Source organism: Micromonospora parva, assembly GCF_000718515.1.
In the GTDB taxonomy this organism is placed as follows: domain Bacteria; phylum Actinomycetota; class Actinomycetes; order Mycobacteriales; family Micromonosporaceae; genus Micromonospora; species Micromonospora parva.
In genome coordinates this window covers 57,850-79,207 of record NZ_JNZS01000013.1, presented here as the reverse complement: position 1 = coordinate 79,207, position 21,358 = coordinate 57,850, and the positions used below count along the sequence as shown (strand labels likewise).

Genomic DNA, 21,358 nt, shown 5'->3' with positions numbered 1-21,358 from the left:
CGTTCCTCGCGCTCATCAGTGCGCACCCACCAAGGTCTTCTCCGACAGCTTGGGAGCTTTACGACCCTCGATGTAGTCGAGGTAGTCCTGCTTGAAGTACTTCAGCGAGGAGGTCACCGGGCTGGTCGCGCCGTCACCCAGGCCGCAGAACGACCGGCCGAGGATGTTGTCACAGGTGTCCAGCAGGGTGTCCAGGTCTTCGTGGGTGCCCTGACCGGCGAGGATCCGCCGGTAGACCCGGACCATCCAGTAGTTGCCCTCACGGCACGGGGTGCACTTGCCGCACGACTCGTGGTGGTAGAACTCCAACCACCGGTACGTCGCGTAGACCGGGCAGTCCTGGTCCGAGAAGATCTGCGTGGCAGTGGTGCCGAGGATCGAGCCGGCCGCCGCCACCCCCTCGAAGTCGAGTGGCACGTCCAGGTGCTCGGCGGCCAGCAGCGGGGTGGACGAGCCGCCCGGGGTCCAGAAGCGCAGGTTGTGGCCGGGCTGCATGCCACCGGCCAGCTCCAGCAGCTCGCGCAGCGTGACACCCATCGAGCACTCGTACTGGCCCGGGTTGGCGACCCGCCCGGAGAGCGAGTAGATCATCGGCCCGGAGGACTTCTCGGTGCCCATGCTCTTCCACCAGTCGGCCCCACCGAGCACGATCGGCGGCACGCTGGCGATGGTGCCGACGTTGTTCACCACCGTCGGGCTCGCGTACAGGCCGTGGGTGGCCGGGAACGGCGGGCGCAGCCGGGGCTGGCCCCGGAACCCCTCCAGCGAGTCCAGCAGCGCCGTCTCCTCGCCGCAGATGTACGCGCCGGCGCCGGAGTGCACCACCAACTCCAGGTCGTAGCCGCTGCGCAGGATGTTCCGGCCGAGGTAACCCTTGTCGTACGCCTCCTGGACCGCGTTGCGCAGCCGACGCGCGGCGTGCACCGCCTCGCCCCGGATGTAGATGTAGGCGCGGGCGGCCCGGATCGCGTACGACGCGATGATCACGCCCTCGACCAGCGCGTGCGGGTCGTGGGTCATCAGCGGCAGGTCCTTGCAGGTGCCCGGCTCGCCCTCGTCGGCGTTGACCACCAGGTAGTGCGGCTTACCGTCGCCCTGCGGGATGAAGCCCCACTTGAGGCCGGTCGGGAAGCCGGCGCCACCCCGGCCGCGCAGCCCGGAGTCCTTGATCAGCTGGATCAGGTCGTCCGGGTGGGCCTTGAGCGCCTTGCGCAGCGCGGCGTAGCCGTCGAGCTGCTCGTACGTGCCGATGCGCCAGGCGTCCGGCGACAGCCAGCGCTTGGTCAGCACCGGCGTCAGCTTGGCCAGCGTCTCCGGGCGGGGAGTGGTCACTTCTGGGCCCCCGTTTCGCTCGCGTCAGCCGATCCGGCGCCGTCGGCGTCCGTGTCGGCCTTCGCTTCGGTGAGGTTGCGCTCCTGCGCCCCGGCCTCGTCGCCGGCGGGCTTGCCGTCGCCGGCCGGCGCGTTGGCCGCCACGCCGGCCGCCTCGGCCGAGCGCGCGTCGCCGGCCTGTGGCGCGGTGCCGCTGCTGTCCGCCGGGGCCTTCGTGCCGGGCGCGTCCGGCACAGCGGTGCCCGCGTCCGGCTGCCGGGTCTCGGCGGTACGCACCTGCGGCGACTTGTCGTCCGGTGCCTTCACGTCCCGGGTGGTGCTGCCGGCGGCGGCCGCCGGCTCGGCGACCCCGGTCGGGGCGGACGCCCCGTCGCCACCCTTGACCGGCGCGGCGCTGGCCTCGACGGGCGCCGGCTTGGCGGCCTCCGCCTTCGCCTTCGCCTCGGCGGCGGCCTTGTCGGCCTCGGCCTTGCTGCGGATCGGGGTGTTGGGGTCGAAGTTCGGCACCGAGACGCCGTGCTGCTGGGCCAGCCGCAGCCCGCGCAGGGTCGGCTCGCCCGGCCCGCCGTCGGCGACGGCACCGTCGCGGTCGTCGGCGAAACCGGCGAGCTGCACCGCCATCTCCTTGAGGGTGCAGAGCCGGGCGCCCCGGGTCGGCATCGGCCGGCCGCCGGCCCGCAGCTCGTCGACCACACCGACAGCGGTGGAGGGGTCCACGCCGTCGAAGAAGTCGTAGTTGACTGTCATCACCGGGCCGTAGTCGCACGCCGCCAGGCACTCGGCGTGCTCCAGCGTGATCGTGCCGTCGGCGGTGGTCTCGTCGTGCCCGACGCCCAGGTGCTCGGAGAGGGTGTCGTAGACCTCCTGGCCACCGAGCACGTTGCACATGGTGTTGGTGCAGACGCTGACCAGGAAGTCACCGGTCGGCTTGCGCTTGTACATCGTGTAGAAGGTGGCCACCGCGCCGACCTGGGCCTTGTTCAGCCCCAGCACCTCGGCGCAGAACGCGACACCGGCCGGGGAGACGTAGCCCTCCTCGGCCTGCACCAGGTGCAGCAGCGGCAGCAACGCCGAGCGGGACCGGTCCGCCGGGTAACGGGCGATGATCTCGCGCGCCCGCTCCCGGGTCTCGTCAGTGAAAGTCGTCATCAGCGCCGCCTTCCGTTCGCGACTGCGGGGCTCGCAAGCTCACTCCTCGCACTCACCGGTCACAACCCCCCATGACCGGGTCCAACGAGGCTCCGCCGGCGATCACGTCGGCGATCAGACCGCCCTCGGCCATCGCCGGGAGGGCCTGCAGGTTGACGAAGCTCGGCTCCCGGTAGTGCACCCGGTAGGGCCGGGTGCCACCGTCGGAGACCGCGTGGACGCCCAGCTCGCCGCGGGGCGCCTCGATGGCGACGTACACCTGGCCGGGCGGGACCCGGAAGCCCTCGGTCACCAGCTTGAAGTGGTGGATCAGCGACTCCATCGACTGACCCATGATCTTCGCGACGTGCTCCAGCGAGTTGCCCATGCCGTCAACGCCGATGGCCAGCTGCGCCGGCCAGGCGATCTTGCGGTCGGCGACCATCACCGGGCCCGGGCGGAGCCGGTCCAGCGCCTGCTCGACAAGCTTCAGCGACTCCCGGATCTCGGCGAGCCGGACCTGGTAGCGACCCCAGACGTCACCGTCGGGGTGGGTCGGCACGTCGAACTCGTACGTCTCGTAGCCGCAGTACGGCATGGTCTTGCGCAGGTCCCAGGCAAGGCCGGCGGAGCGCAGCACCGGGCCGGTGATGCCGAGCGCCACGCAGCCGGTGACGTCCAGCACCGCGACGTTCTTCGTCCGCTCGGTCCAGATCGGCTGGCCGGAGAGGAGGTCCTCGTACTCCTTGAGCTTCTTCGGCATCATCTTGAGGAACTCGCGGATCTTGACGACCGCGTCGTCCGGCACGTCCTGCGCCACACCGCCGGGCCGCACGTACGCGTGGTTCATCCGCAGACCGGTGATGGTCTCGAAGATGTCGAGGATGTACTCCCGCTCCCGGAAGCCGTACAGCATGATCGAGATCGCGCCCAGCTCCATGCCGGTGGTGGCCAGCCAGACCAGGTGCGACGAGATCCGGTTGAGCTCCATCATCAGCACGCGGATGGTGGTGGCCCGCTCGGTGATGTCGTCGGTGATGCCGAGCAGCTTCTCGACGGCGAGGGCGTACGCGGTCTCGTTGAAGATCGGGGCGAGGTAGTCCATCCGGGTCACGAAGGTCGAGCCCTGGACCCAGTTGCGGTATTCGAGGTTCTTCTCGATGCCGGTGTGCAGGTAGCCGACGACCGAACGGGCCTCGCGGACCGTCTCGCCCTCGAGCTCCAGGATCAGCCGCAGCACCCCGTGCGTGGACGGGTGCTGCGGACCCATGTTGACCACGATGCGCTCGTCGTTGATCGGGTCGGTGCCCGAGACGATCGTGTCCCAGTCCCCACCGGTGACGGTGAAGACCCGACCCTCGTCGGTCTCACGCTCGCTGGCGTAGTTCGACGTCGTCACTGGTACGACCTCCGCTCGTTCGGCGGCTGGATCTCCGCGCCCTTGTACTCGACGGGGATGCCGCCGAGCGGGTAGTCCTTGCGCTGCGGGTGCCCCTCCCAGTCGTCCGGCATGAGGATCCGGGTCAGGCTGGGGTGGCCGTCGAAGACGATGCCGAACATGTCGTACGCCTCCCGCTCCTGCCAGTCCGCGGTCGGGTAGACGGCGGTCACGCTGGGCAGGTGCGGGGCCTCGACGGAGACGGCGGCCTCCAGCCGGACCCGCCGCCGGTACGTCATCGAGGTGAGCAGGTAGACCACGTGCAGGCGACGCTCGTCGGCGCCCAGGTAGTCCGCGCCGGACACCGAGGAGCAGAGCTCGAACCGCAGCGCCAGGTCGTCGCGCATCACCTGGCAGACCTCGGCGATCCGCTCCGGGCGTACGTGCAGGGTCAGCTCACCCCGGTCGACCACGACCTTCTCGATGGCGTCGTTGAAGGCCGGGTACGCCTCCTCCAGCGCGTCGCGGACCTCGTCGAAGTAGCCCCCGTACGGCCGGGACGCCTCCTCGATGGGCTGGCGCTGGCGGACCAGGCCGCCGTAACCGGACACGTCGCCGGTGCCCTGGTTGCCGAACATCCCGCGACCGGCCGGGCTGGCCGGCGGGAACTCGGCGGGGGCGCCACTGGTGGCGCCGGCCGGCACCACCGGCAGCGGTACGCCGCCGTCGTTTGGCTTGTCCGTGGGTGACGTCATTTCGGGCCTGCCTGCGGGTGGAGGTGGTTCTGAGCGTTCATCCAGTTCTCGATGCGCAGCTGCTCCTCGCGCCCCTCGCGGACCGCCCGGGTCCACTCGGCGCGCCGGGCCTTGTCGTTGCGGTACGAGGACGGCATCGAGCCGTAGGGCACCACCGGAACGTCGCCGCGCTCCTGGCGCGCGGCCAGCATCTTGCGACCGTTCGGGCCCAGTGGCTCGTACATGATCTTTTCGCGGAGCTTGAGGATCGCGTCGATGAGCATCTCCGGCCGGGGCGGGCAGCCGGGGAGGTACATGTCGACCGGCACCACGTGGTCGACGCCCTGCACGATCGCGTAGTTGTTGAACATGCCGCCGCTGCTGGCACAGACGCCCATCGAGAGCACCCAGCGCGGCTCGGCCATCTGGTCGTAGATCTGGCGCAGCACCGGGGCCATCTTCTGGCTCACCCGGCCGGCCACGATCATCAGGTCGGCCTGCCGGGGCGACGCCCGGAAGACCTCCATGCCCCAGCGGCCCATGTCGTAGTGCGGACCACCGGCGGCCATCATCTCGATGGCGCAGCAGGCCAGGCCGAAGGTGGCGCCCCACACGGACGACTTCCGAGACCAGTTGACCAGCTTCTCCACCGAGGTGAGCAGGACGCCGGCGGGAAGCTTCTCCTCGATGCCCATCTGACGTTCCTTCCTCAGTCCCAGTCCAGGCCGCCGCGCCGCCACACGTAGGCGTACGCAACGAAGACCGCGACGATGAACAGGACCATCTCCACGAAGCCGAAGATCGGCAGAGCGTCGAACGAGACCGCCCAGGGGTAGAGGAAGATGATCTCGATGTCGAAGACGATGAAGAGCATCGCCGTCAGGTAGAACTTGATCGGGAACCGCCCGCCGCCGACCGGCTGCGGGCTGGGCTCGATGCCGCACTCGTAAGCCTCGAGTTTGGCCTTGTTGTAGCGCCGGGGACCGGCGAAGCGGGCGGCGCCGACGGAAAACAGCGAGAACGCCGCGGCGAGGGCGAACAGCCCGATGATCGGTGCGTAAGGCGAGAGCGACATCGTTTTCTCCTGCTCGTCCTTCCCTGCCCTCGGTGCTTGACGAAAATCACACTATTCACGTCCCTCGCAGTGGCAGTCGGCGGGGGTCGATCTTTGTCGGCGCCGGGGCCGTGACCAGCACCGATGCCGTCCTACGTATACAGTTCCGGCTGTCGTCGATGACCGCTGGACCCGCAGGGCCACTCCTCGCGCTACACGGCGGGAGCGGCTTTCGTCATCGCGTTGATGACCCGGTCCATCGCGTCCCCGCCGCGCGGGTCGGTCAGGTTGGCCAACAACTTGAGCACGAAACGCATCAGCGTCGGATGCGGCATGCCGTGTTTGGTGGCGATCCGCATGATCTCGGGGCGGCCGATCAGTTTCACGAAGATGCCGCCCAACCGGTAGTAGCCGCCGAGTCGGGCCTTCAGCTCGTTCGGGTACGCCAGCAGCGCGCGCTCCCGCTCCGGGCCGGCCGGCCGGGCGAGGGCCTGGACCACGACCTCCGCGGCCAACTCGCCGGACTCCATGGCGTACGCGATGCCCTCACCGTTGAACGGGTTGACCATGCCGCCCGAGTCGCCGACCAGCAGCACGCCGCGCGTGTAGTGCGGCACCCGGTTGAAGCCCATCGGCAGCGCGGCGCCCAGGATCGGGCCGTCGGCGTTGGCCTCGTCGGTCATCCCCCAGTCTTCCGGGGTGTTGGCGAGCCAGTCGGTGAGCAGCCGGCGATAGTTGGTCTTGCCGAACGCCGAGGACGAGTTGAGCACGCCGAGGCCGACGTTGACCCGCCCGTCACCGAGGCCGAAGATCCAGCCGTACCCGGGCAGCAAGTTGTCGCCGCTGTCCTTGCTGCGCAGCTCGAGCCAGGACTCCAGGTAGTTGTCCTCGTGCTTGGCCGGCGAACGGTAGTAGCGGCGGACGGCCACACCGATCGGCCGGTCCTCCCGCTTGGCCAGCCCGAGCGCGAGCGGGAACCGGCCGGAGACACCGTCGGCCGCGACGACCAGCGGGGCGCGGAAGGTGGTGGGCTCCTTGCCCGGCCCGACCTCCGCCTCGACGCCGGTGACGCGACCATCGTCGTCGAGCACGGGGCCCAACACGTTGACGCTGGTCCGCAGCTTCGCGCCGGCCGCCACCGCCCGCTGGGCGAGCAGGTCGTCGAAGTCCAGTCGCGTGCGCACCAGACCGTAGTTGGGGAAGCTGGCCAGCTCCGGCCAGTCCAGTTCCAGGCGCACCCCACCGCCGATGACCCGCAGGCCGCGGTTGTGCAGCCAGCCCGCCTCAGGCGAGGTGTCCACACCCATCCGGATGAGTTGGCGCACCGCGCGCGGGGTCAACCCGTCGCCGCAGACCTTCTCCCGTGGGAACTCGGTCTTCTCCAACAACAGCACCCGTACGCCGTGCCGGGCCAGGTGGTACGCAGTCGCTGATCCACCGGGACCGGCGCCCACGACAATGACGTCGGCGTCGTGTTCCACCGCGGTCATTCGCGCCTCCTCCCGCATGCTCGTGAAATGCTTCACAAGCCAGACGGGACGAGTGTATGACCGGCGTCATACCAGCGCAGGATCAGGGGTACCTAACTCGCCGATGTGACACCCCATGACCGTCCACAGCGGTCAGGTGTCAGGCCGGGCTGGAGGCGTCCAGGCCCGCGTCGACCCGGATCGTCTCCGGCAGATGCTCGCGGAGCGCCCCGCCCGCCGCGCGGTCCAGCGCGGCCAGCACCTCGGCGACCACCTGCCGGACCTCGACCGGGTCGGCCCCGGCCAGCTCGCGCAACTGGGCGATGAGTTCGGCCGCGTCGTCGTCGGTGGCGGCCACCGGGTCCGCCGGGTCTGCTCCGGTCATGCGGTCGAGCGTACGGGGCAAAGTGGACTAAGGCCTGATATTAGCGGAACCTGAATAATGTCCGCGCCCGCTGGAGGGGTCCGCCGCTACTGGCGGATCCCCCGGTGCAGGGCCACCACGCCACCGGTCAGGTTGCGCCACGCCACCCGCCCCCACCCGGCCGCGGCCACCCGCCCGGCCAGCGCGGACTGCGCCGGCCAGGCCCGGACCGACTCGGCGAGATAGACGTACGCCTCGGGGTTGCTCGACACCGTACGAGCCACCGCCGGCAACGACCGCATCAGGTACGACAGGTAGACCGTCCGGAAGACGGGGTTGACCGGGGTGCTGAACTCGCAGACCACCAACCGGCCACCCGGCCGGGTCACCCGGGCCAGCTCACGCAGCGCCGCGTCGGTGTCGTTGACGTTGCGCAGCGCGAAGGAGATCGTCACCGCGTCGAAGCTCGCGTCGGCGAACGGCAGGCGCAGCGCGTCCCCCGCCAACAGCGGCACCTCGGGCCGGGCCCGCTTGCCGGTGTGCAGCATGCCCAGCGACAGGTCCACCCCGACCGCGTACGCCCCGGACTGGGCCAGCTCACGCGTCGAGACGCCGGTGCCCGCGCCCACGTCCAACACCCGCTCGCCCGGCCGCAACCCGAGCGCCGCCCGGGTGGCCCGACGCCAGGAGCGGTCCTGCCCCAGCGAGATCACGGTGTTGGTCAGGTCGTAACGCTCTGCCACGCCGTCGAACATCGCGGCGACCTCGTGCGGCTGCTTGTCCAGACTGGCGCGCTGGCCCTGCGGGGTACGGCTCACCCCTCCACTCTGCCAGCCGCCCGCCAATCGACACTCGCTGGGTGGCGTGGCACGCACCACTGACGCGAAGGGGCGGGGTGGTCGCCCACCCCGCCCTCGCGTCGTGCCTGCGTCCCTGACGCCTCAGTCAGGACGCGTACCGCCGTCGCTGTCGCGCCTCGTCCGCGCGCCGTCGCCAGCGGCCCGGTGTCAGTCGGTCGACTTCTCGTCGGCCGGCGAGACCACCACCACCTTGCGGCGACGGGTGAGCACCAGCAGCGCTCCACCCACGAGCAGGATGACCGCGCCGATACCGCCGATCAGGCCGACCTGCACACCGGTCACCGGCAGGCCACCACCTCCCGAGCCGCCACCGGTGGAGCCGCCACCGGCACCCGGCGAGACGGTCGCGCCCGGCGTCGTCGTACCGCTCGGACCCGGCGTCGGAGTGACAGTCGCGCTCGGCGTCTGGGTCGGCGTGGCCGTCGCGGTCGGCGTCGGCGTGACCGTCGGAGTGTCAGTCGGGGTCGGGGTCGGGGTCGGGGTCGGGGTCGTCGTCTCCGTCGGAGTGGCCGTCGGGGTCGGCGTCTCGGTCGGGGTGACCGTCGGCGTCGGGGTCGGCGTCTCCGTCGGGGTCGGCGTCTCCGTCGGAGTCGGAGTCTCCGTTGGGGTCGGCGTCTCCGTCGGAGTCGGCGTCTCGGTAGGAGTCGGGGTCGGGGTCTCCGTCGGGGTCGGGGTCTCCGTCGGGGTCGGCGTCTCCGTCGGAGTCGGAGTCTCCGTTGGCGTCGGGGTCTCCGTCGGCGTGACGGTCGGTGTCGGGGTCGGCGAGCCGGTCGGGGTGACCGTCGGCGTCGGAGTGGGCGACCCCGTCGGAGTGACAGTGGGCGTGGGCGTCGGCGTCGGGTCCACGGCCAGGTCGACGAAGACGTCGAAGACCGCCTGGTTGTCGCCCTCGTCGACCTCGGTGAAGGTCTTCCGCTGTGCGGTGCTGGCCCGCCGCGGCTGCTCCTCGGGCCTGCCGGCTGCCACGTCCAGACCGTGCGCCACCAGCTCGCCGACCCGCAGCACCGGCTCGGTGACGTCCTTACCGACGGTCACCTTGATGTCCGCCGTGTAGTAGTCACCGGGCCGGATCACCGCGCCGTCGTCCTGACAGAGCGCCTGAGCGACACCGAACGTCTGTGTGGTGCAGGTGTCCGGCAGCGTGTCGAAGGTGACGCCCGCCGGGAGGGTGAGCACGTAGGCGAGGCCGGTGGCCTTGCGACTGCCGTCGTTGTAGACCGCCCAGTCGACCGGCACCGTCTCGCCCGGCCGCACCGGACGAAGGTCGGGGTCGTCACCGTTGACACCGTTCACCACGACGTTCGCGTTGACGTCCTGCACCCAGCTGGTGAGGTCGTACCCGGGCTCGGTGACGGTGATGTCGTGCTCGACCTTGTTGTCTTCCTTGTTGGGGTCCTCGGTCGCCGACCGGATGGTGACCACCAGGGTGCCGGCAGCGCCCTTGCCACCGGTGGAGAAGATCGGGATGCCGAAGTCCTCGCTGGTGCCGGCGGCCAGGTCACCAAGGCGGCAGGTGAACTTCTTGCCGTTCACCCGGCAACCGTCGGGCACCACGACCCGAACCTTGTTCATCGTCAGCTTGCTGGTGTCCACCGTGTAACTGACACCCTTGGCGTCTTCCTTGCTCCGGGTGTTGTCGACAGTGAACTTGAACGGCTTGCTCTTGGCCTCCGTCACGCCCTTGGCCAGGTTGTAGCTGAGCGGCACCAGGGCCAGATCGGCCTGCTCGGCCGCCAGCACCGGGGCGGCAACGGCGGCGATGCCACCGGCCGCGATCAGCGCCACGACACTGGCGCGCACCAGCGTCGAGCGGTGGAACGCTGTCATCAGTCCCCCGGGGGTAGGGAAGAAAGAATGGTTGCGGAACGAGCGGACGCTATCGGAGGCCGTTCTCCCACGCCAGCAGGCGGACCCGATTTCATCCGTCCGGCCCGAGCTGGGCAGACAGTGCGGGCGGGATGGTCACCCATCCCGCCCGTACTGCCGTGCGTTATATGAACGACCCGCAGCGGGCCGATGGAGGACAGCCCCGTACGTCGACGGTGGTGCCAGATATGAGCCGGGACGCTAGCCGCCGACGATCATCTCCACCAGACCCGGACCGGACAGGCTGACGCTGCGGCGGCGGGGACCACCCGTACCGCCGGGGCGATCCGGCGGGAGCATGAGCGTCGATCAGCCGAACGGCCACCTGCCGACCGTCAGCTGACGTCCACCAGGGGTAGGGACTTTCCCGCACCACCGCCGGGCAGCGCGATCGAGGAGAAGTGCGAGACCACCCGCTCGTCGGTCGGGTCGTCGGCCGGCGTGTGGTGCACGGCGAGCCGGTTGTAGAGGGTGTCGCGCTGTGCGGGGATCCGGTCCGCCGAGCGGATCATGCCGATCAACTCGTGCAGGTTGGAGCGGTGCCGCGCACCGGCGGAGGAGATCACGTTCTCCTCCAGCATGATCGAGCCGAGGTCGTCCACGCCCATGTGCAGGGAGAGCTGCCCGACGTCCTTGCCGGTGGTCAGCCAGGACGCCTGCAGGTGCGGGACGGTCTCGAAGAACAGTCGGGCCACCGCGACGAGGCGCAGGTATTCCACCGTGGTCGCCTGGGTGCGGCCCTTGAGGTGGTTGTTCTCCGGCTGGTACGTCCACGGGATGAAGGACCGGAAACCGCGGGTGCGGTCCTGCACGTCCCGGATCATGCGCAGGTGCTCGATCCGCTCGGCGTGCGTCTCGCCGGTGCCCATCATCATGGTGGCGGTCGACTCGATGCCCTGCCGGTGGGCCAACTCCATGACCTCCAGCCAGCGCTCGCCCGACTCCTTGAGGGGGGCGATGGCCTTGCGGGGCCGCTCAGGCAGCATCTCCGCGCCGGCGCCGGCGATCGAGTCCAGACCGGCGGTCTTGATCCGGGCGATGGCCTCGTCCAGGCTCACCCCGGAGACCTTGGCCATGTGCAGGATCTCGCTGGGGCCGATCGAGTGGATGACCAGGTTCGGGTACGCCTGCTTGACCGAGGAGAACAGCTCCTCGTAGTACTCCACGCCGTAGTCGGGGTGGTGCCCGCCCTGGAGCATCACCTGGGTCGCGCCCAGCTCGACCGCCTCGCCGCACCGGCGCAGGATCTCCTCGGTCGGGTGGGTCCACCCTTCCTGGTGCTTGGGCGCGCGGTAGAAGGCGCAGAACTTGCACGCCGTCACGCAGACGTTCGTGTAGTTGATGTTGCGGTCGATCAGGTACGTGACGACGTTGTCCGGGTAGCGCCGCCGGCGCACCGCGTCCGCCGCCTCACCCAACGCGTGGAAGGGCGCCTCGGTGTAGAGCAGCAGGGCCTCCTCGGGCGTGATCCGCCCGCCGTCCGCGCCGCGCTGCAGGATGTCGTCGATCTCCCGGCTCACCGTCACACCCCGAGCCTACGCCGACGACGCGCCCCTTCCCTGAGGGGTGCTTAAGGCTGTGATTCGCTCCGCACGCGCCAGGCCGGCACTGAACCGGGTCACCGCCACACCCTCACCGCGATCTTGCAGGTACCGTCGCGACACACGGGGCATTCCGCGCATACCGACGACCGAAACTGCAAGATCGACGCGGGCGAGGGGCGATCAGGCGTCGTAGTCGATCGTGAGCTTGTCGGTGGTAGGGCTGGACTGGCAGGTCAGGACGTAGCCGGCGGCCAGCTCGTCGGGCTCCAGCGCATAGTTGCGGGCCATCGTGACCGCGCCGTCGACGACCTTCGCCTTGCAGGTGGAGCAGACGCCACCCTTGCAGGCGTACGGCAGCTCGCCGCGCACCTTCAGCGCGGCGTCCAGCACCCGTTCCTCGCGACCCATGGTGAAGCTCGACGAGCGGCCGTCCAGCACGATGGTCACCTCGGCCCCGGCACCCGCATGGTCGACGGGCCGGCGCACCGGCTCCGGCGGCGCGTCGACGTGGAACAGCTCGGTGTGCACCGCCGACTCGGGCAGACCGCGTGCGGTCAGCACGTCCCGGACGTCGACCACCATGCCGTACGGGCCGCAGAGGAACCACTCCTCGATGACGTCGCCCGGCACGATGGTGTCCAGCAACCGGCTCAGCCGCTCGGCGTCGATCCGACCGGACAGCAGCGGCGACTCGCCCTGCTCCCGGGAGAGGACATGCACCAGGTGCAGCCGGGTCGGGTGGCGGTCCTTCAGGTCGGCCAGCTCCTCGGCGAACATCACGGTGTTCGCCGTGCGGTTGCCGTACACCAGTGTGAAGGTGCTGGCCGGCTCGACGGCCAGGGCGGTCGCGACCAGCGCGAGCACCGGGGTGATGCCGGAGCCGGCGACGACCGCGCCGTAGTGCCGGGCGCGCTCCGGTGCGAACGCCGTGGTGAAGGTGCCCAGCGGCGGCAGCACCTCGACGGTGTCGCCACCGCGCAGCGCCCCGCAGGCGAACGCGGAGAAGGCGCCGCCGGGGATCTCCCGCACCCCGATCCGCAACCGGCCGCGCCGGGCCAGGTCGTCGGGGGTGGAGCAGATCGAGTACGACCGACGCACGTCGGCGCCGTCCGGCGCGGCCTGGCCCGGAAGACGCACGGTGAGGTGCTGGCCCGCACGGAACGCGAATGTCTCCCGCAGTTCCTCGGGTACGGCGAAGGTCACCGCCACTGAGTCGTCGGTGAGCCGGTCGACGGCGGCGACGGACAACGGGTGGAAGACCGGCCGACGGCGAACCGGGCGGGTGATGGTGACAGTCACAGCGCCTTCAGGTGGTCGAAGGGTTCGGAGCAGGAACGGCACCGCCACAGCGCCTTGCACGCGGTGGAGCCGAACCGGCTGACCTGCTCGGTCTCCGGCGAGCCGCACCGCGGGCAGCGGACCGCGAGGGTCAGCGACACGACGCCGGCGGCGGGCACCGGGGCGGGCGGGGCGATCCCGGCGGCGGCGAGCTTGGCCCGCCCGCCCTCGGAGATCCAGTCGGTGCTCCACGGTGGGCTGTAGACGGTCCGGACCTCGGCGTCCGGGTGGCCGGCGGCGGCAAGCGCGCGGCGGATGTCGGCCCGGATCACGTCCATCGCCGGGCAGCCGGTGTAGGTCGGGGTGATGGTGACGGTGACCCGGCCACTGGCCGGATCCTCCTCGACCGCGCGCAGGATGCCCAGCTCGTCGATGGTGATGACCCGGATCTCCGGGTCCACCACGCTCGCCACGGCCGTTCTCGGGTCGGTGCCCGCCGCCACCCGCTGCGCTGCACTCCTCACGCTCACCATTTCGCTCCCGGGTGGGCGCGGTGCAGCACCTGCATCTCGGCGAGCAGGTAGGCCAGGTGCTCGCTGTGCACACCGGCCCGCCCGCCGGCCGGGGCCCAGGCACTGCCCGGCCGGGTGAGCGTCGCCTCGGCCAACACCGGGCCAACGACCTCGTCGAACGCCGGCCGCAGGGTGGCTGGGTCGACCGGCGCCGCCGGGTCCGCGGCGAACAGCTCGTGGGTGTACGGCCACACGTGGTCGACGGCCGCCTGCATCCGACGGTGCGACTCCTCGGTGCCGTCACCGAGCCGCTTCACCCACAGCGCGCCGTGGTCCAGGTGGTACGCCGACTCCTTGCGCGCCTTCCCGCCGATCGCCGCCAACCGCTCGTCAGCACAGCCGGCCAGCGCCGTGTACAGCGGCAGTTGGTACGCCGCCAGGAAGAACAGCTTCGCCATCGTCACCGCGAAGTCGCCGTTGGGCAGCTCGACCAGGAGAACGTTGCGGAACTGGCGGTCGTCACGCAGGTACGCCAGCGCGTCCTCGTCGCGCCCGGCGCCCTCCAACTCGCCCGCGTACGACAGCAGCAGGCGCGCCGCGCCGAGCTGGTCGAGGGCGATGTTGGCCAGCGCGATGTCCTCTTCCATCTCCGGGGCACGGGTGGTCCACTCGGCCAGCCGCTGGGCCGCGATCAACGCGTCGTCGGCGAGGGCGAGGGTGAAGTCGAAGGGCCCGTTCACGCCGTCACCCCGCTGCTGAGCTGACTGGTTCGCTCGCTCACAGGTGAGCCACCCCATCCGGCACCTCGTAGAAGGTGGGGTGGCGGTAGACCTTGTCGGCGGCCGGGTCGAAGAAGGCGTCCTTCTCGTCCGGGCTGGACGCGGTGATCGCGCCGGCCGGCACCACCCAGATCGACACGCCCTCCTGACGGCGGGTGTAGAGATCGCGGGCGTTGCGCAGGGCAAGCTCGGCGTCGGGGGCGTGCAGGCTGCCGACGTGGGTGTGCGACAGCCCGCGCCGGGCCCGCACGAAGACCTCCCACAGAGGCGAATGACCTGTCACGCCGGATTGCTCGGCACGCTCGCTCACGCGGCCACCTTCTCCTTGTTCGTCCGCTTCGCGGCGTACGCCGCGGCGGCCTCGCGTACCCAGCTGCCGTCGGCGTGCGCGGCGCGGCGGTGGGCCATCCGCTCGCGGTTGCACGGCCCGTCGCCGGAGATCACCCGCATCAGCTCGTCATAGTCCGGCTGGGTGTAGTCGTACGCCTGCCGCTCGTCGTTCCACCGCAGGTCGTCGTCGGGGATGCGGACCCCGAGGATCTCGGCCTGCTGGACGCACATGTCGACGAAGCGTTGACGCAGGTCGTCGTTCGAGAAGCGCTTGATCTTCCAGGCCATCGACTGGGTGGAGTGGGTGGAGTCGCCGTCCGGCGGGCCGAACATGGCCAGCGACGGGTACCACCATCGGTCCACCGCGTCCTGCGCCATGGCGTGCTGCTCGGGGGTGCCGTGCGCCAGGGTGTGCAGGATCTCGTAGCCCTGCCGCTGGTGGAACGACTCCTCCTTGCAGACCCGGATCATCGCGCGGGCGTACGGGCCGTAGGAGCAGCGGCACAGCGGCACCTGGTTGACGATCGCCGCACCGTCCACCAACCACCCGATGGCGCCGACGTCGGCCCAGCTGAGGGTGGGGTAGTTGAAGATCGAGCTGTACTTCTGGCGGCCGTCGAGCAGCAGCTGGACCAGTTCGTCGCGGCTGATGCCGAGGGTCTCGGCGGCGGCGTAGAGGTAGAGGCCGTGACCCGCCTCGTCCTGCACCTTGGCCAGCAGGATCGCCTTGCGCTTGAGCGACGGCGCCCGACTGATCCAGTTGCCCTCCGGCTGCATGCCGATGATCTCGGAGTGGGCGTGCTGGGCGATCTGCCGGATCAGCGTCCGCCGGTACGCGTCGGGCATCCAGTCGCGGGGTTCGATCTTCTGCTCGGCGTCGACCACCTCGGCGAAGTACGCCGCCAGGTCCTCGTCCGGCGCGGGCCCGCCCCGCCGCCCGCGCGCCGCCGCTGCCCGCAGCTCCGCCTCGGCGGCCTCGACCTCGCCCAGCAGACCGCCGGGCGCCTCGTCCGGGGCGCTGTTCGGGGCGGAGAAGTCGTTGCCATACATGAGGCTAAGTGTTACAGCTTGCGCCTCGTTGCACCAGGGGGTGTAACAGGAATCCGCGCATCCCATCCGTAGCCGAATGACTGCTTTGCGCGACCTGGGCGGCATTCCATCGCCGTGACTTGGGCCACGAAACAAAGGTGAACCCCTGCAAAAACCTCATACCGGCCCCATAACTCGCCTTTATCGCAGGTTGCCTAGTGTCGAAGTCTGGCGGCCGGCCGGTCCGGACGTAGACTTCTGCCGGACAACCGATCGGCTGCCGCGCATCGATATCTCCACCGAGGCCACCTCCCCCGGCCTCGGCGATCGCACCCGATTCGTCCCGACGACAAGCCGGTCCCCCCGGCCCTGACACCTGGAGTTCACCCACTCATGCGATCTCGCGTGACCCTGGTGCTCGCCATCACGGCAGTCGTGCTCGGCGGCGTCCTGCTGGTCCCCACCGCGTACGCCCGGCTTGCCAGCGACGACAGCGGCGGAGGCGGCGGTGGCGGCACGTCGAGCGTCGCCGCGCCCGCACCCGCGCCACCGCCGCCGCCCACCCTGGCGGCCGGTCCGGTGTCGGTGAGCTTCAAGGGTGACTTCTTCTCCTGGGCCCTGATGGACCGCAAGACGGGCAAGATCTCCGGGTCGTCGAACATGGCCGCGACCAGCTCCACCGAATCGATGATCAAGGCGTGGATCGTCTCCGACTACCTGCGACAGCTCGGTGACAAGGAGCCGCCGGCATCGTTGAAGGAGGCGTCCCGACTCGCCATCGTCGACAGCAACGACAAGGCCGCCAACGCGGTCCACCGGGCTGCCGGCGGGTCCTACAAGGCCTCGTCGAGCAGCGTTCCGGACGCGGTGATCCAGCGGGCGATCAAGATCTGCGGGCTGACCGACACCAAGCGCGGCAACACCAAGCCGTACACCGGCTTCTGGAGCTACACCCGGATGTCTCCCCGCGACGCGGTCCGACTCGGCGACTGCATCGCCGACGGCAAGGCCGCCGGCCCGAAGTGGACGAAGTGGGTGCTGGACCAGATGAGCAAGGTCACGGGCACCACCGCGGCCAAGGACCAGAAGCCCGACTCCGGTGGCGGCCGCTGGGGGATCATCGACGGTCTACCCAAGTCGATCACCTCGCAGGGCCCGGTCAGCATCAAGAACGGTTGGACCCCGATCTACGGCGACGGCAACTGGCACGTCAACTGCCTCGCCGTCACCAGCAAGTGGAGCCTGGCGGTGATGCTGCGCTACCCGATCAGGACCGGCCTGGACTACGGCGCGAAGGTCTGCGCCAGCGTGGCCACCCAACTGGTCACCCCGCAGCCGGGTGCCGCGCTCAAGGTGCCGCAGCAGCCGGTCGGGAAGCTCTGATGGCCGGCACCCGTCGGGGAGACCGGCGTGGCGACGGTGACGCCTCCCCGATGCGGCTGATCGCCATCGCGGTCATCCTCATCGGCCTGGTGCTGGTGTCGCTGCGGTTGCTGCCCGGGTCGCCGTTCGAGTCGTCCGCCGCCGCCAAGTGGGGCGACGCCGGCACCAGCGACCGGCCCACCGGCTCCGGCACCGACCGCAGTGCCCGCCAGCCGTCCGCGCCGTCACCGAGCCCCAGCCCGTCGCTGGAGCCGCTGCCCTTCGCGGCCAAGAATCTCGACCTCGACATCGAGGGCTGGTACGCCTGGAGCGTCCTGGACCGCCGAACCGGAAAAATCATCGGTTCGAAGAACATGGACGAGACCAGCACGACCGCCTCCATGATCAAGGCGTGGATCGTCGCTGACTACCTGCGCCGCGCGGCCGACGCCGGCCAGACCCCGAGCGACGCGAAGCTCGCCGACGCGACCCGGATCATCCGGGACAGCGACAACACCCGGGCCGAGCAGTTCTACAACCTGGTCGGCCGAGACGCCTCGATCAAGCGCCTGATCTCCATGTGCGAGCTGACCGACAGCAGCGTCGCCCCCGACAAGGGCTGGAGCCGGACGGCGCTCTCACCCCGGGACACCGCCCGGATGGGCAACTGCATCGCCACCGGCACCGCCGCCGGGCCGAAGTGGACCAAGTGGCTGCTCAACGAGATGAAGCTGGTTCGTGGCGGCGGCGACTTCGGTATCCGCAAGGCCTTCCCGGCCGCCGAGCAGAAGAAGATCGCCATCAAGAACGGGTGGATCGACCGGACCAGGGAGCAGGAGATGCACATCAACTGCCTGGCCATCGGCGACACCTGGACGATGGGCGTGATGGTCAAGTACCCGATCAACATGGGCTACGACTACGGCATGAAGAACTGCGAGAAGATCACCGAGGCGCTGCTCCGCACCGGCACCTGAGCCGTCCACGCTGACGCCGGCCCGGGCCGCTGCCGACCCGGGCCGTTGGTGCGCCGTCGGCAGGGGTCAGCCGGCGAAGAACTCCGGACCGCCCTCCGGCAGCGCCGGGGCCTCCCCGATCGCGGCGGCCCGTCGGGCCCACTCGCGCAGCCCGGCGACCTGCCGATCGCCGAGGGAGAAGTCGAGGGTCCGGAAGTACGTGGCGAGCGTCTGCGCGTCGAACGTCTCCCAGCGCGCCGCCGCCTCGGCCACCTGGTCCAGCTCCGCCAGGCAGAGGTCCCGGGAGCGCAGGAAAGCCTCGTGCACCTCCTTGACCAGGCCCGGGTGGGCGGCGGCGAAGTCACGGCGGACCGCCCAGACGGCGAAGACCATCGGCAGCCCGGTCCAGTCCCGCCACGCCTGCCCGAGGTCGGTGACAGTGAGGCCCTTCTGCGGCGCCTCGTAGTACGCCCGCAGCGCCACGTCCCCGATCAGCACGGCCGCGTCGGCCTCCAGCAGCATCTGGGTCAGGTCCGGCGGGCACCGGAAGTACTCGGGCCGCACGTTGTACTGCTCGGCGAGCAGTAGTTGCGCCGTCATCACCCCGGTCCGCGAGGTCGAGCCGAGCGCCACCCGGGCGCCGTCCAACTCGTCGAGGGGTCGGGTGGAGACCATGTTGACCGACAGCACCGGACCGTCGCTGCCGACCGCCAGGTCCGGGAGGAGCAGCAGCTCGTCGGCGTGCTTCAGGTACTCCAGCAGCGTGATCGGGCCGATGTCGAGGTCGCCGGCGACCAGCGCCGCACTCAACCGGTCCGGCGAGTCCTTGTGCAGGTCCACGTCGAGCAGGGCACCGGAGCGCATCAGACCCCAGTAGATCGGCAGGCAGTTCAGGAACTGGATGTGCCCGACTCGCGGGCGTGCGATGCGCTCAGCCATGGCCCGACCGTATCCCCGGCGGCGGGCGCCGGCTCGGCGGGCCGGCCCGAAGTGGCCAACCCCGCACTTGACCGGGCAGCTCGGCCGCCTTCTGGGGCGTCGGCCGCTCGTCGACCGTCTGCCGGGGCGTCGGTCAGCGACGACCGTCGTACCGCCCGGGTCACGACCGGCACGAAACCCAGCACCACCAACAACCCGAGCACCCCGGCGCCGGCGATCAGCGGTCGGGGCGGAACGACGGCGAGCAACGCCCCGCCGATCAGGAAGCCCGCCATCGAGCCACCCTGCACCGCCGCGCCGTAGCTGGCGTACGCCCGGGCGCGCATCGCCTCCGGCACCCGCCGAGCGGTGAGCAGGTTGGCGAAGACGTTGTCGCCACCGTTGGCCGCGCCTCCCACCAGCCAGAGCGGCACCAACACACCCGCCGCCGGCACCGTCGCCGCGAGCAACACCATCAAACTGCACACGGCCAGGGTGGCCAGCACCCCGCGTACCAACGCGCCGTCGTCGTCGAGCCGCCGAGCGAGTCGTACGGCGAGCCAGGTCCCCGGCAGCATGCCGGCCATCCATGCGGCGCTGACCAGGCCGTACGTGGTCGCCGAGCCCTCCAGGGTCTCCCGGATGAAGAAGACCTCGATCACGTTGATGCCGCCGATCGCCGCGATCACCACGGCGGTGCTCACCACCATCACGAGCATCAGCGGGTCGCGGCGCAGCTGCCAGCCGATCTCCGTACCCCCCGGTGTTGTCACGCCGCCCGAGGCGGCCTGGCTTCCCGAGATGGCCTGGCTGCTCGCGGCGGCGGCCTCGCTGCTCGCGGCGGCGGCGGTCTGGCTGGCGGCGGACCGCCGGCCGCCGCGTCGGGTCCGCAGCAGCAGGCCCGCGACCACCAACGCCAGGTAGGTCGCGGCATCGAGAAGCAGCGGTACGCGGGTGCCGAACTGTCCCACCAGCAGACCGGCCAGCACCGGGCCGCCGAGCGCACCGAGCGAGACGGCGGTCTGACTGATCGCGCTGGCGCGCGGCAGGTCGGCCGGGCGGACCATCGCCGGCAGCAGCGCCGCCAGGCAGGGTTGGGTCACCGCGAGCCCACAGGCCAGCAGTGCGACGAGCCCGACCACCAGTGCCGGTTGCTCGACGACGGCGAGGAGGGCACAGACGCAGGCCTGCCCGAAACCAACTGTCACCAGCAGGGTACGGCTGTCCGTCCGGTCGGCGAGTCGCCCCGCGAGCGGGGCAAGCACCACCAGGGGCAGGGTGGCGGCGAGCAGCAGGCCCGACACGGCCAGTCCACCGGCACCGGCACCCTGCAGGGCCAGTGCCAGCGCGGTCGCCGCGAGGAAGTCGCCGCAGATGGTGGTGCCCCGGGCGGCGGCGGCGAGCCAGACGTCCGCCCAGCGCGACTCGTCAGTTGTGAAGGACATACTTCGAAAATAATCCTTCACAACTGATTCATGCAACCCCGCCTATGCCAACGGCACCGTCCGGTACTGCACGGCGACAGTGCGCGCCCCCGGCGGCGGCTCACCCTGCCGCCGTCGCGGGTGGTACGGCCGGAGCAGCGCCAGCACCGCCTCGTTCAACTCGGCCAACTCCTCAGCGGTGAGCAGCACCAGCGTGTCGGTGAACAGCGCCGTGTCGTACCACTCGGCGGGCTCGTCCCCGGCGCGCCGCAACCAGTCCCGGGTCCGCTCCATGGCCCGGACCGCATGCGCCTCCACCAGCGCCTGCTCGGCCGCCCGCGCCTCGGGCCCGGCATCACGGCCCGCCTCGACCAGCACACTCCCACTCGGCACGCGCCACAACCGCTCACGCGCGTCCCCCCGACTCGGCGCCTGCTCGACCAGCCCGAACTTCGCCAGCGCCCGCAGGTGGTAACTGGTGGCGCTCGGCGACAGCCCGACGATCTCGGCACACTCGGTGGCGGTCCCGCCGGCCTCGCGGCTGTTCAGGTACTCCATGATCGCGATCCGCGCCGGATGGGCCATCGCCCGCATCACCTGCGGGTCGCTGATCGTCATCCGGCGCGAATCGGAGCGGGCCTCGGTCATAGGCCCATGATCCCGGCAGACCTTCCAACCTGCCATCACCACCACGTCCCGCTCGGGTCACATGGCGTCTGTCCTTTGCTAGTGAGCAGGCGGATTCGACGGCACGCGCGGCGTGGATCGCTTGGTTCCCCTCATTGATCGACACCGACCCGGAAGTGATCGGCCGCCGAGGTGGTGCGACGGCCACCACATCCGACACTGGGCCGACGGTGGGGTGACGGCGCTGGGCAATGCGGTGCTGCTCTGCGGCTACCACCACCGGCTCATCCACCACGGCGATTGGGCGGTCCGTATCGCGGCGGACGGTCGCCCTGACTTCCTCCCGCCCAGTTGGCTCGACCCGCTGCACACTCCACGTCGCAACCACTACCACCTGCGCTGCTGACGCTGCCGA

22 protein-coding genes are annotated in these 21,358 nt (G+C 70.5%); 3 read left to right on the top strand and 19 right to left on the bottom strand.

What is annotated here, in order from left to right:
• Window positions 1-15: 15 nt before the first annotated feature.
• The 16 genes from nuoF to paaA all read right to left on the bottom strand — a co-directional run bounded on the left by nuoF (window position 16) and on the right by paaA (window position 15,677).
• A complete protein-coding gene (nuoF, locus tag IF22_RS0119810; RefSeq protein WP_030334132.1) occupies window positions 16-1,332 on the bottom strand; it encodes an NADH-quinone oxidoreductase subunit NuoF in 1,317 nt (438 codons plus the stop codon).
• On the bottom strand, window positions 1,329-2,480 hold the full coding sequence (gene nuoE, locus IF22_RS0119805) for an NADH-quinone oxidoreductase subunit NuoE (RefSeq protein ID WP_030334129.1): 1,152 nt from the start codon (window positions 2,478-2,480) through the stop codon (window positions 1,329-1,331). Before nuoE ends, nuoF begins: the two co-directional genes overlap by 4 nt.
• 52 nt (window positions 2,481-2,532) lie before the next feature.
• Window positions 2,533-3,858 carry an NADH-quinone oxidoreductase subunit D gene (locus IF22_RS0119800; RefSeq protein WP_030334127.1) on the bottom strand — a complete coding sequence of 442 codons (1,326 nt, stop codon included), beginning with the start codon at window positions 3,856-3,858 and terminating at the stop codon, window positions 2,533-2,535.
• A complete protein-coding gene (locus tag IF22_RS0119795; RefSeq protein WP_030334125.1) occupies window positions 3,855-4,592 on the bottom strand; it encodes an NADH-quinone oxidoreductase subunit C in 738 nt (245 codons plus the stop codon). Before IF22_RS0119795 ends, IF22_RS0119800 begins: the two co-directional genes overlap by 4 nt.
• Window positions 4,589-5,266 (bottom strand): NuoB/complex I 20 kDa subunit family protein, encoded by a 678-nt coding sequence (locus IF22_RS0119790; RefSeq protein ID WP_030334123.1) that lies wholly within the window; start codon window positions 5,264-5,266, stop codon window positions 4,589-4,591. Before IF22_RS0119790 ends, IF22_RS0119795 begins: the two co-directional genes overlap by 4 nt.
• Before the next feature lie 14 nt (window positions 5,267-5,280).
• Window positions 5,281-5,646 carry an NADH-quinone oxidoreductase subunit A gene (locus IF22_RS0119785; protein ID WP_007454588.1) on the bottom strand — a complete coding sequence of 122 codons (366 nt, stop codon included), beginning with the start codon at window positions 5,644-5,646 and terminating at the stop codon, window positions 5,281-5,283.
• Window positions 5,647-5,837: 191 nt separating this feature from the next.
• The gene (locus IF22_RS0119780; protein WP_030334120.1) at window positions 5,838-7,115 is read right to left on the bottom strand and encodes a geranylgeranyl reductase family protein; all 1,278 of its coding nucleotides are present in this window, start codon (window positions 7,113-7,115) and stop codon (window positions 5,838-5,840) included.
• A 139-nt stretch (window positions 7,116-7,254) separates the two neighbouring features.
• Window positions 7,255-7,479, bottom strand: coding sequence for a hypothetical protein (locus IF22_RS0119775; protein WP_030334118.1), 225 nt, complete (start codon window positions 7,477-7,479; stop codon window positions 7,255-7,257).
• A gap of 86 nt (window positions 7,480-7,565) precedes the next feature.
• On the bottom strand, window positions 7,566-8,276 hold the full coding sequence (locus tag IF22_RS0119770) for a demethylmenaquinone methyltransferase (RefSeq protein WP_030334115.1): 711 nt from the start codon (window positions 8,274-8,276) through the stop codon (window positions 7,566-7,568).
• Between the two features lie 189 nt (window positions 8,277-8,465).
• A complete protein-coding gene (locus IF22_RS36480) occupies window positions 8,466-10,145 on the bottom strand; it encodes a hypothetical protein (RefSeq protein WP_245233677.1) in 1,680 nt (559 codons plus the stop codon).
• A gap of 374 nt (window positions 10,146-10,519) precedes the next feature.
• On the bottom strand, window positions 10,520-11,710 hold the full coding sequence (gene mqnC, locus IF22_RS0119755) for a cyclic dehypoxanthinyl futalosine synthase (protein ID WP_030334111.1): 1,191 nt from the start codon (window positions 11,708-11,710) through the stop codon (window positions 10,520-10,522).
• Window positions 11,711-11,908: 198 nt separating this feature from the next.
• Window positions 11,909-13,027 carry a 1,2-phenylacetyl-CoA epoxidase subunit PaaE gene (gene paaE / locus IF22_RS0119750; protein WP_030334109.1) on the bottom strand — a complete coding sequence of 373 codons (1,119 nt, stop codon included), beginning with the start codon at window positions 13,025-13,027 and terminating at the stop codon, window positions 11,909-11,911.
• Complete coding sequence (gene paaD, locus IF22_RS0119745; protein WP_051708641.1) at window positions 13,024-13,539, bottom strand: 1,2-phenylacetyl-CoA epoxidase subunit PaaD; 516 nt, start codon at window positions 13,537-13,539, stop codon at window positions 13,024-13,026. The genes paaE and paaD overlap by 4 nt, the downstream gene beginning before the upstream one ends.
• Window positions 13,533-14,258 (bottom strand): 1,2-phenylacetyl-CoA epoxidase subunit PaaC, encoded by a 726-nt coding sequence (gene paaC, locus IF22_RS0119740; RefSeq protein ID WP_030334105.1) that lies wholly within the window; start codon window positions 14,256-14,258, stop codon window positions 13,533-13,535. The genes paaD and paaC overlap by 7 nt, the downstream gene beginning before the upstream one ends.
• 37 nt (window positions 14,259-14,295) lie before the next feature.
• A complete protein-coding gene (gene paaB, locus IF22_RS0119735; RefSeq protein WP_030334103.1) occupies window positions 14,296-14,607 on the bottom strand; it encodes a 1,2-phenylacetyl-CoA epoxidase subunit PaaB in 312 nt (103 codons plus the stop codon).
• On the bottom strand, window positions 14,604-15,677 hold the full coding sequence (gene paaA, locus IF22_RS0119730) for a 1,2-phenylacetyl-CoA epoxidase subunit PaaA (RefSeq protein WP_030334101.1): 1,074 nt from the start codon (window positions 15,675-15,677) through the stop codon (window positions 14,604-14,606). Before paaA ends, paaB begins: the two co-directional genes overlap by 4 nt.
• 372 nt (window positions 15,678-16,049) lie before the next feature.
• Between paaA and IF22_RS0119725 the strand changes: the two genes are divergently transcribed.
• Window positions 16,050-17,039: a serine hydrolase gene (locus IF22_RS0119725; protein WP_030334099.1), complete on the top strand. Its 990-nt coding sequence runs from the start codon at window positions 16,050-16,052 to the stop codon at window positions 17,037-17,039.
• A gap of 50 nt (window positions 17,040-17,089) precedes the next feature.
• Entirely contained in the window at window positions 17,090-17,995 is a 906-nt protein-coding gene (locus IF22_RS0119720; protein ID WP_374224232.1) for a serine hydrolase, read from the top strand.
• A gap of 66 nt (window positions 17,996-18,061) precedes the next feature.
• On the opposite strand, the gene IF22_RS0119715 is transcribed toward IF22_RS0119720, so the two are convergent.
• The 3 genes from IF22_RS0119715 to IF22_RS0119705 are packed head-to-tail and all read right to left on the bottom strand — an operon-like array spanning window position 18,062 to window position 20,964.
• Window positions 18,062-18,913 (bottom strand): menaquinone biosynthetic enzyme MqnA/MqnD family protein, encoded by an 852-nt coding sequence (locus IF22_RS0119715; RefSeq protein WP_030334095.1) that lies wholly within the window; start codon window positions 18,911-18,913, stop codon window positions 18,062-18,064.
• Window positions 18,865-20,337 carry an MFS transporter gene (locus IF22_RS0119710; RefSeq protein WP_036411906.1) on the bottom strand — a complete coding sequence of 491 codons (1,473 nt, stop codon included), beginning with the start codon at window positions 20,335-20,337 and terminating at the stop codon, window positions 18,865-18,867. Before IF22_RS0119710 ends, IF22_RS0119715 begins: the two co-directional genes overlap by 49 nt.
• A 42-nt stretch (window positions 20,338-20,379) precedes the next feature.
• The gene (locus IF22_RS0119705) at window positions 20,380-20,964 is read right to left on the bottom strand and encodes a winged helix-turn-helix domain-containing protein (RefSeq protein ID WP_030334090.1); all 585 of its coding nucleotides are present in this window, start codon (window positions 20,962-20,964) and stop codon (window positions 20,380-20,382) included.
• 214 nt (window positions 20,965-21,178) lie between these two features.
• Here IF22_RS0119705 and IF22_RS34510 point away from each other — a divergent pair, with 214 nt between their 5' ends.
• Window positions 21,179-21,349: a hypothetical protein gene (locus tag IF22_RS34510; RefSeq protein WP_309140739.1), complete on the top strand. Its 171-nt coding sequence runs from the start codon at window positions 21,179-21,181 to the stop codon at window positions 21,347-21,349.
• Window positions 21,350-21,358: the final 9 nt, after the last annotated feature.

Excerpts from the sequence above, each read along its gene's own strand:
- paaD (WP_051708641.1), bottom strand. The coding sequence starts at position 13,539 with ATGGTGAGCGTGAGGAGTGCAGCGCAGCGGGTGGCGGCGGGCACCGAC.
- IF22_RS0119715 (WP_030334095.1), bottom strand. The coding sequence starts at position 18,913 with ATGGCTGAGCGCATCGCACGCCCGCGAGTCGGGCACATCCAGTTCCTG.
- IF22_RS0119705 (WP_030334090.1), bottom strand. The coding sequence starts at position 20,964 with ATGACCGAGGCCCGCTCCGATTCGCGCCGGATGACGATCAGCGACCCG.
- IF22_RS0119710 (WP_036411906.1), bottom strand. The coding sequence starts at position 20,337 with ATGTCCTTCACAACTGACGAGTCGCGCTGGGCGGACGTCTGGCTCGCC.
- IF22_RS0119725 (WP_030334099.1), top strand. The coding sequence starts at position 16,050 with ATGCGATCTCGCGTGACCCTGGTGCTCGCCATCACGGCAGTCGTGCTC.
- IF22_RS0119790 (WP_030334123.1), bottom strand. The coding sequence starts at position 5,266 with ATGGGCATCGAGGAGAAGCTTCCCGCCGGCGTCCTGCTCACCTCGGTG.
- paaA (WP_030334101.1), bottom strand. The coding sequence starts at position 15,677 with ATGTATGGCAACGACTTCTCCGCCCCGAACAGCGCCCCGGACGAGGCG.
- IF22_RS0119795 (WP_030334125.1), bottom strand. The coding sequence starts at position 4,592 with ATGACGTCACCCACGGACAAGCCAAACGACGGCGGCGTACCGCTGCCG.
- IF22_RS0119780 (WP_030334120.1), bottom strand. The coding sequence starts at position 7,115 with ATGACCGCGGTGGAACACGACGCCGACGTCATTGTCGTGGGCGCCGGT.
- IF22_RS0119775 (WP_030334118.1), bottom strand. The coding sequence starts at position 7,479 with ATGACCGGAGCAGACCCGGCGGACCCGGTGGCCGCCACCGACGACGAC.
- IF22_RS36480 (WP_245233677.1), bottom strand. The coding sequence starts at position 10,145 with ATGACAGCGTTCCACCGCTCGACGCTGGTGCGCGCCAGTGTCGTGGCG.
- nuoE (WP_030334129.1), bottom strand. The coding sequence starts at position 2,480 with ATGACGACTTTCACTGACGAGACCCGGGAGCGGGCGCGCGAGATCATC.
- IF22_RS0119785 (WP_007454588.1), bottom strand. The coding sequence starts at position 5,646 with ATGTCGCTCTCGCCTTACGCACCGATCATCGGGCTGTTCGCCCTCGCC.
- IF22_RS0119720 (WP_374224232.1), top strand. The coding sequence starts at position 17,090 with ATGCGGCTGATCGCCATCGCGGTCATCCTCATCGGCCTGGTGCTGGTG.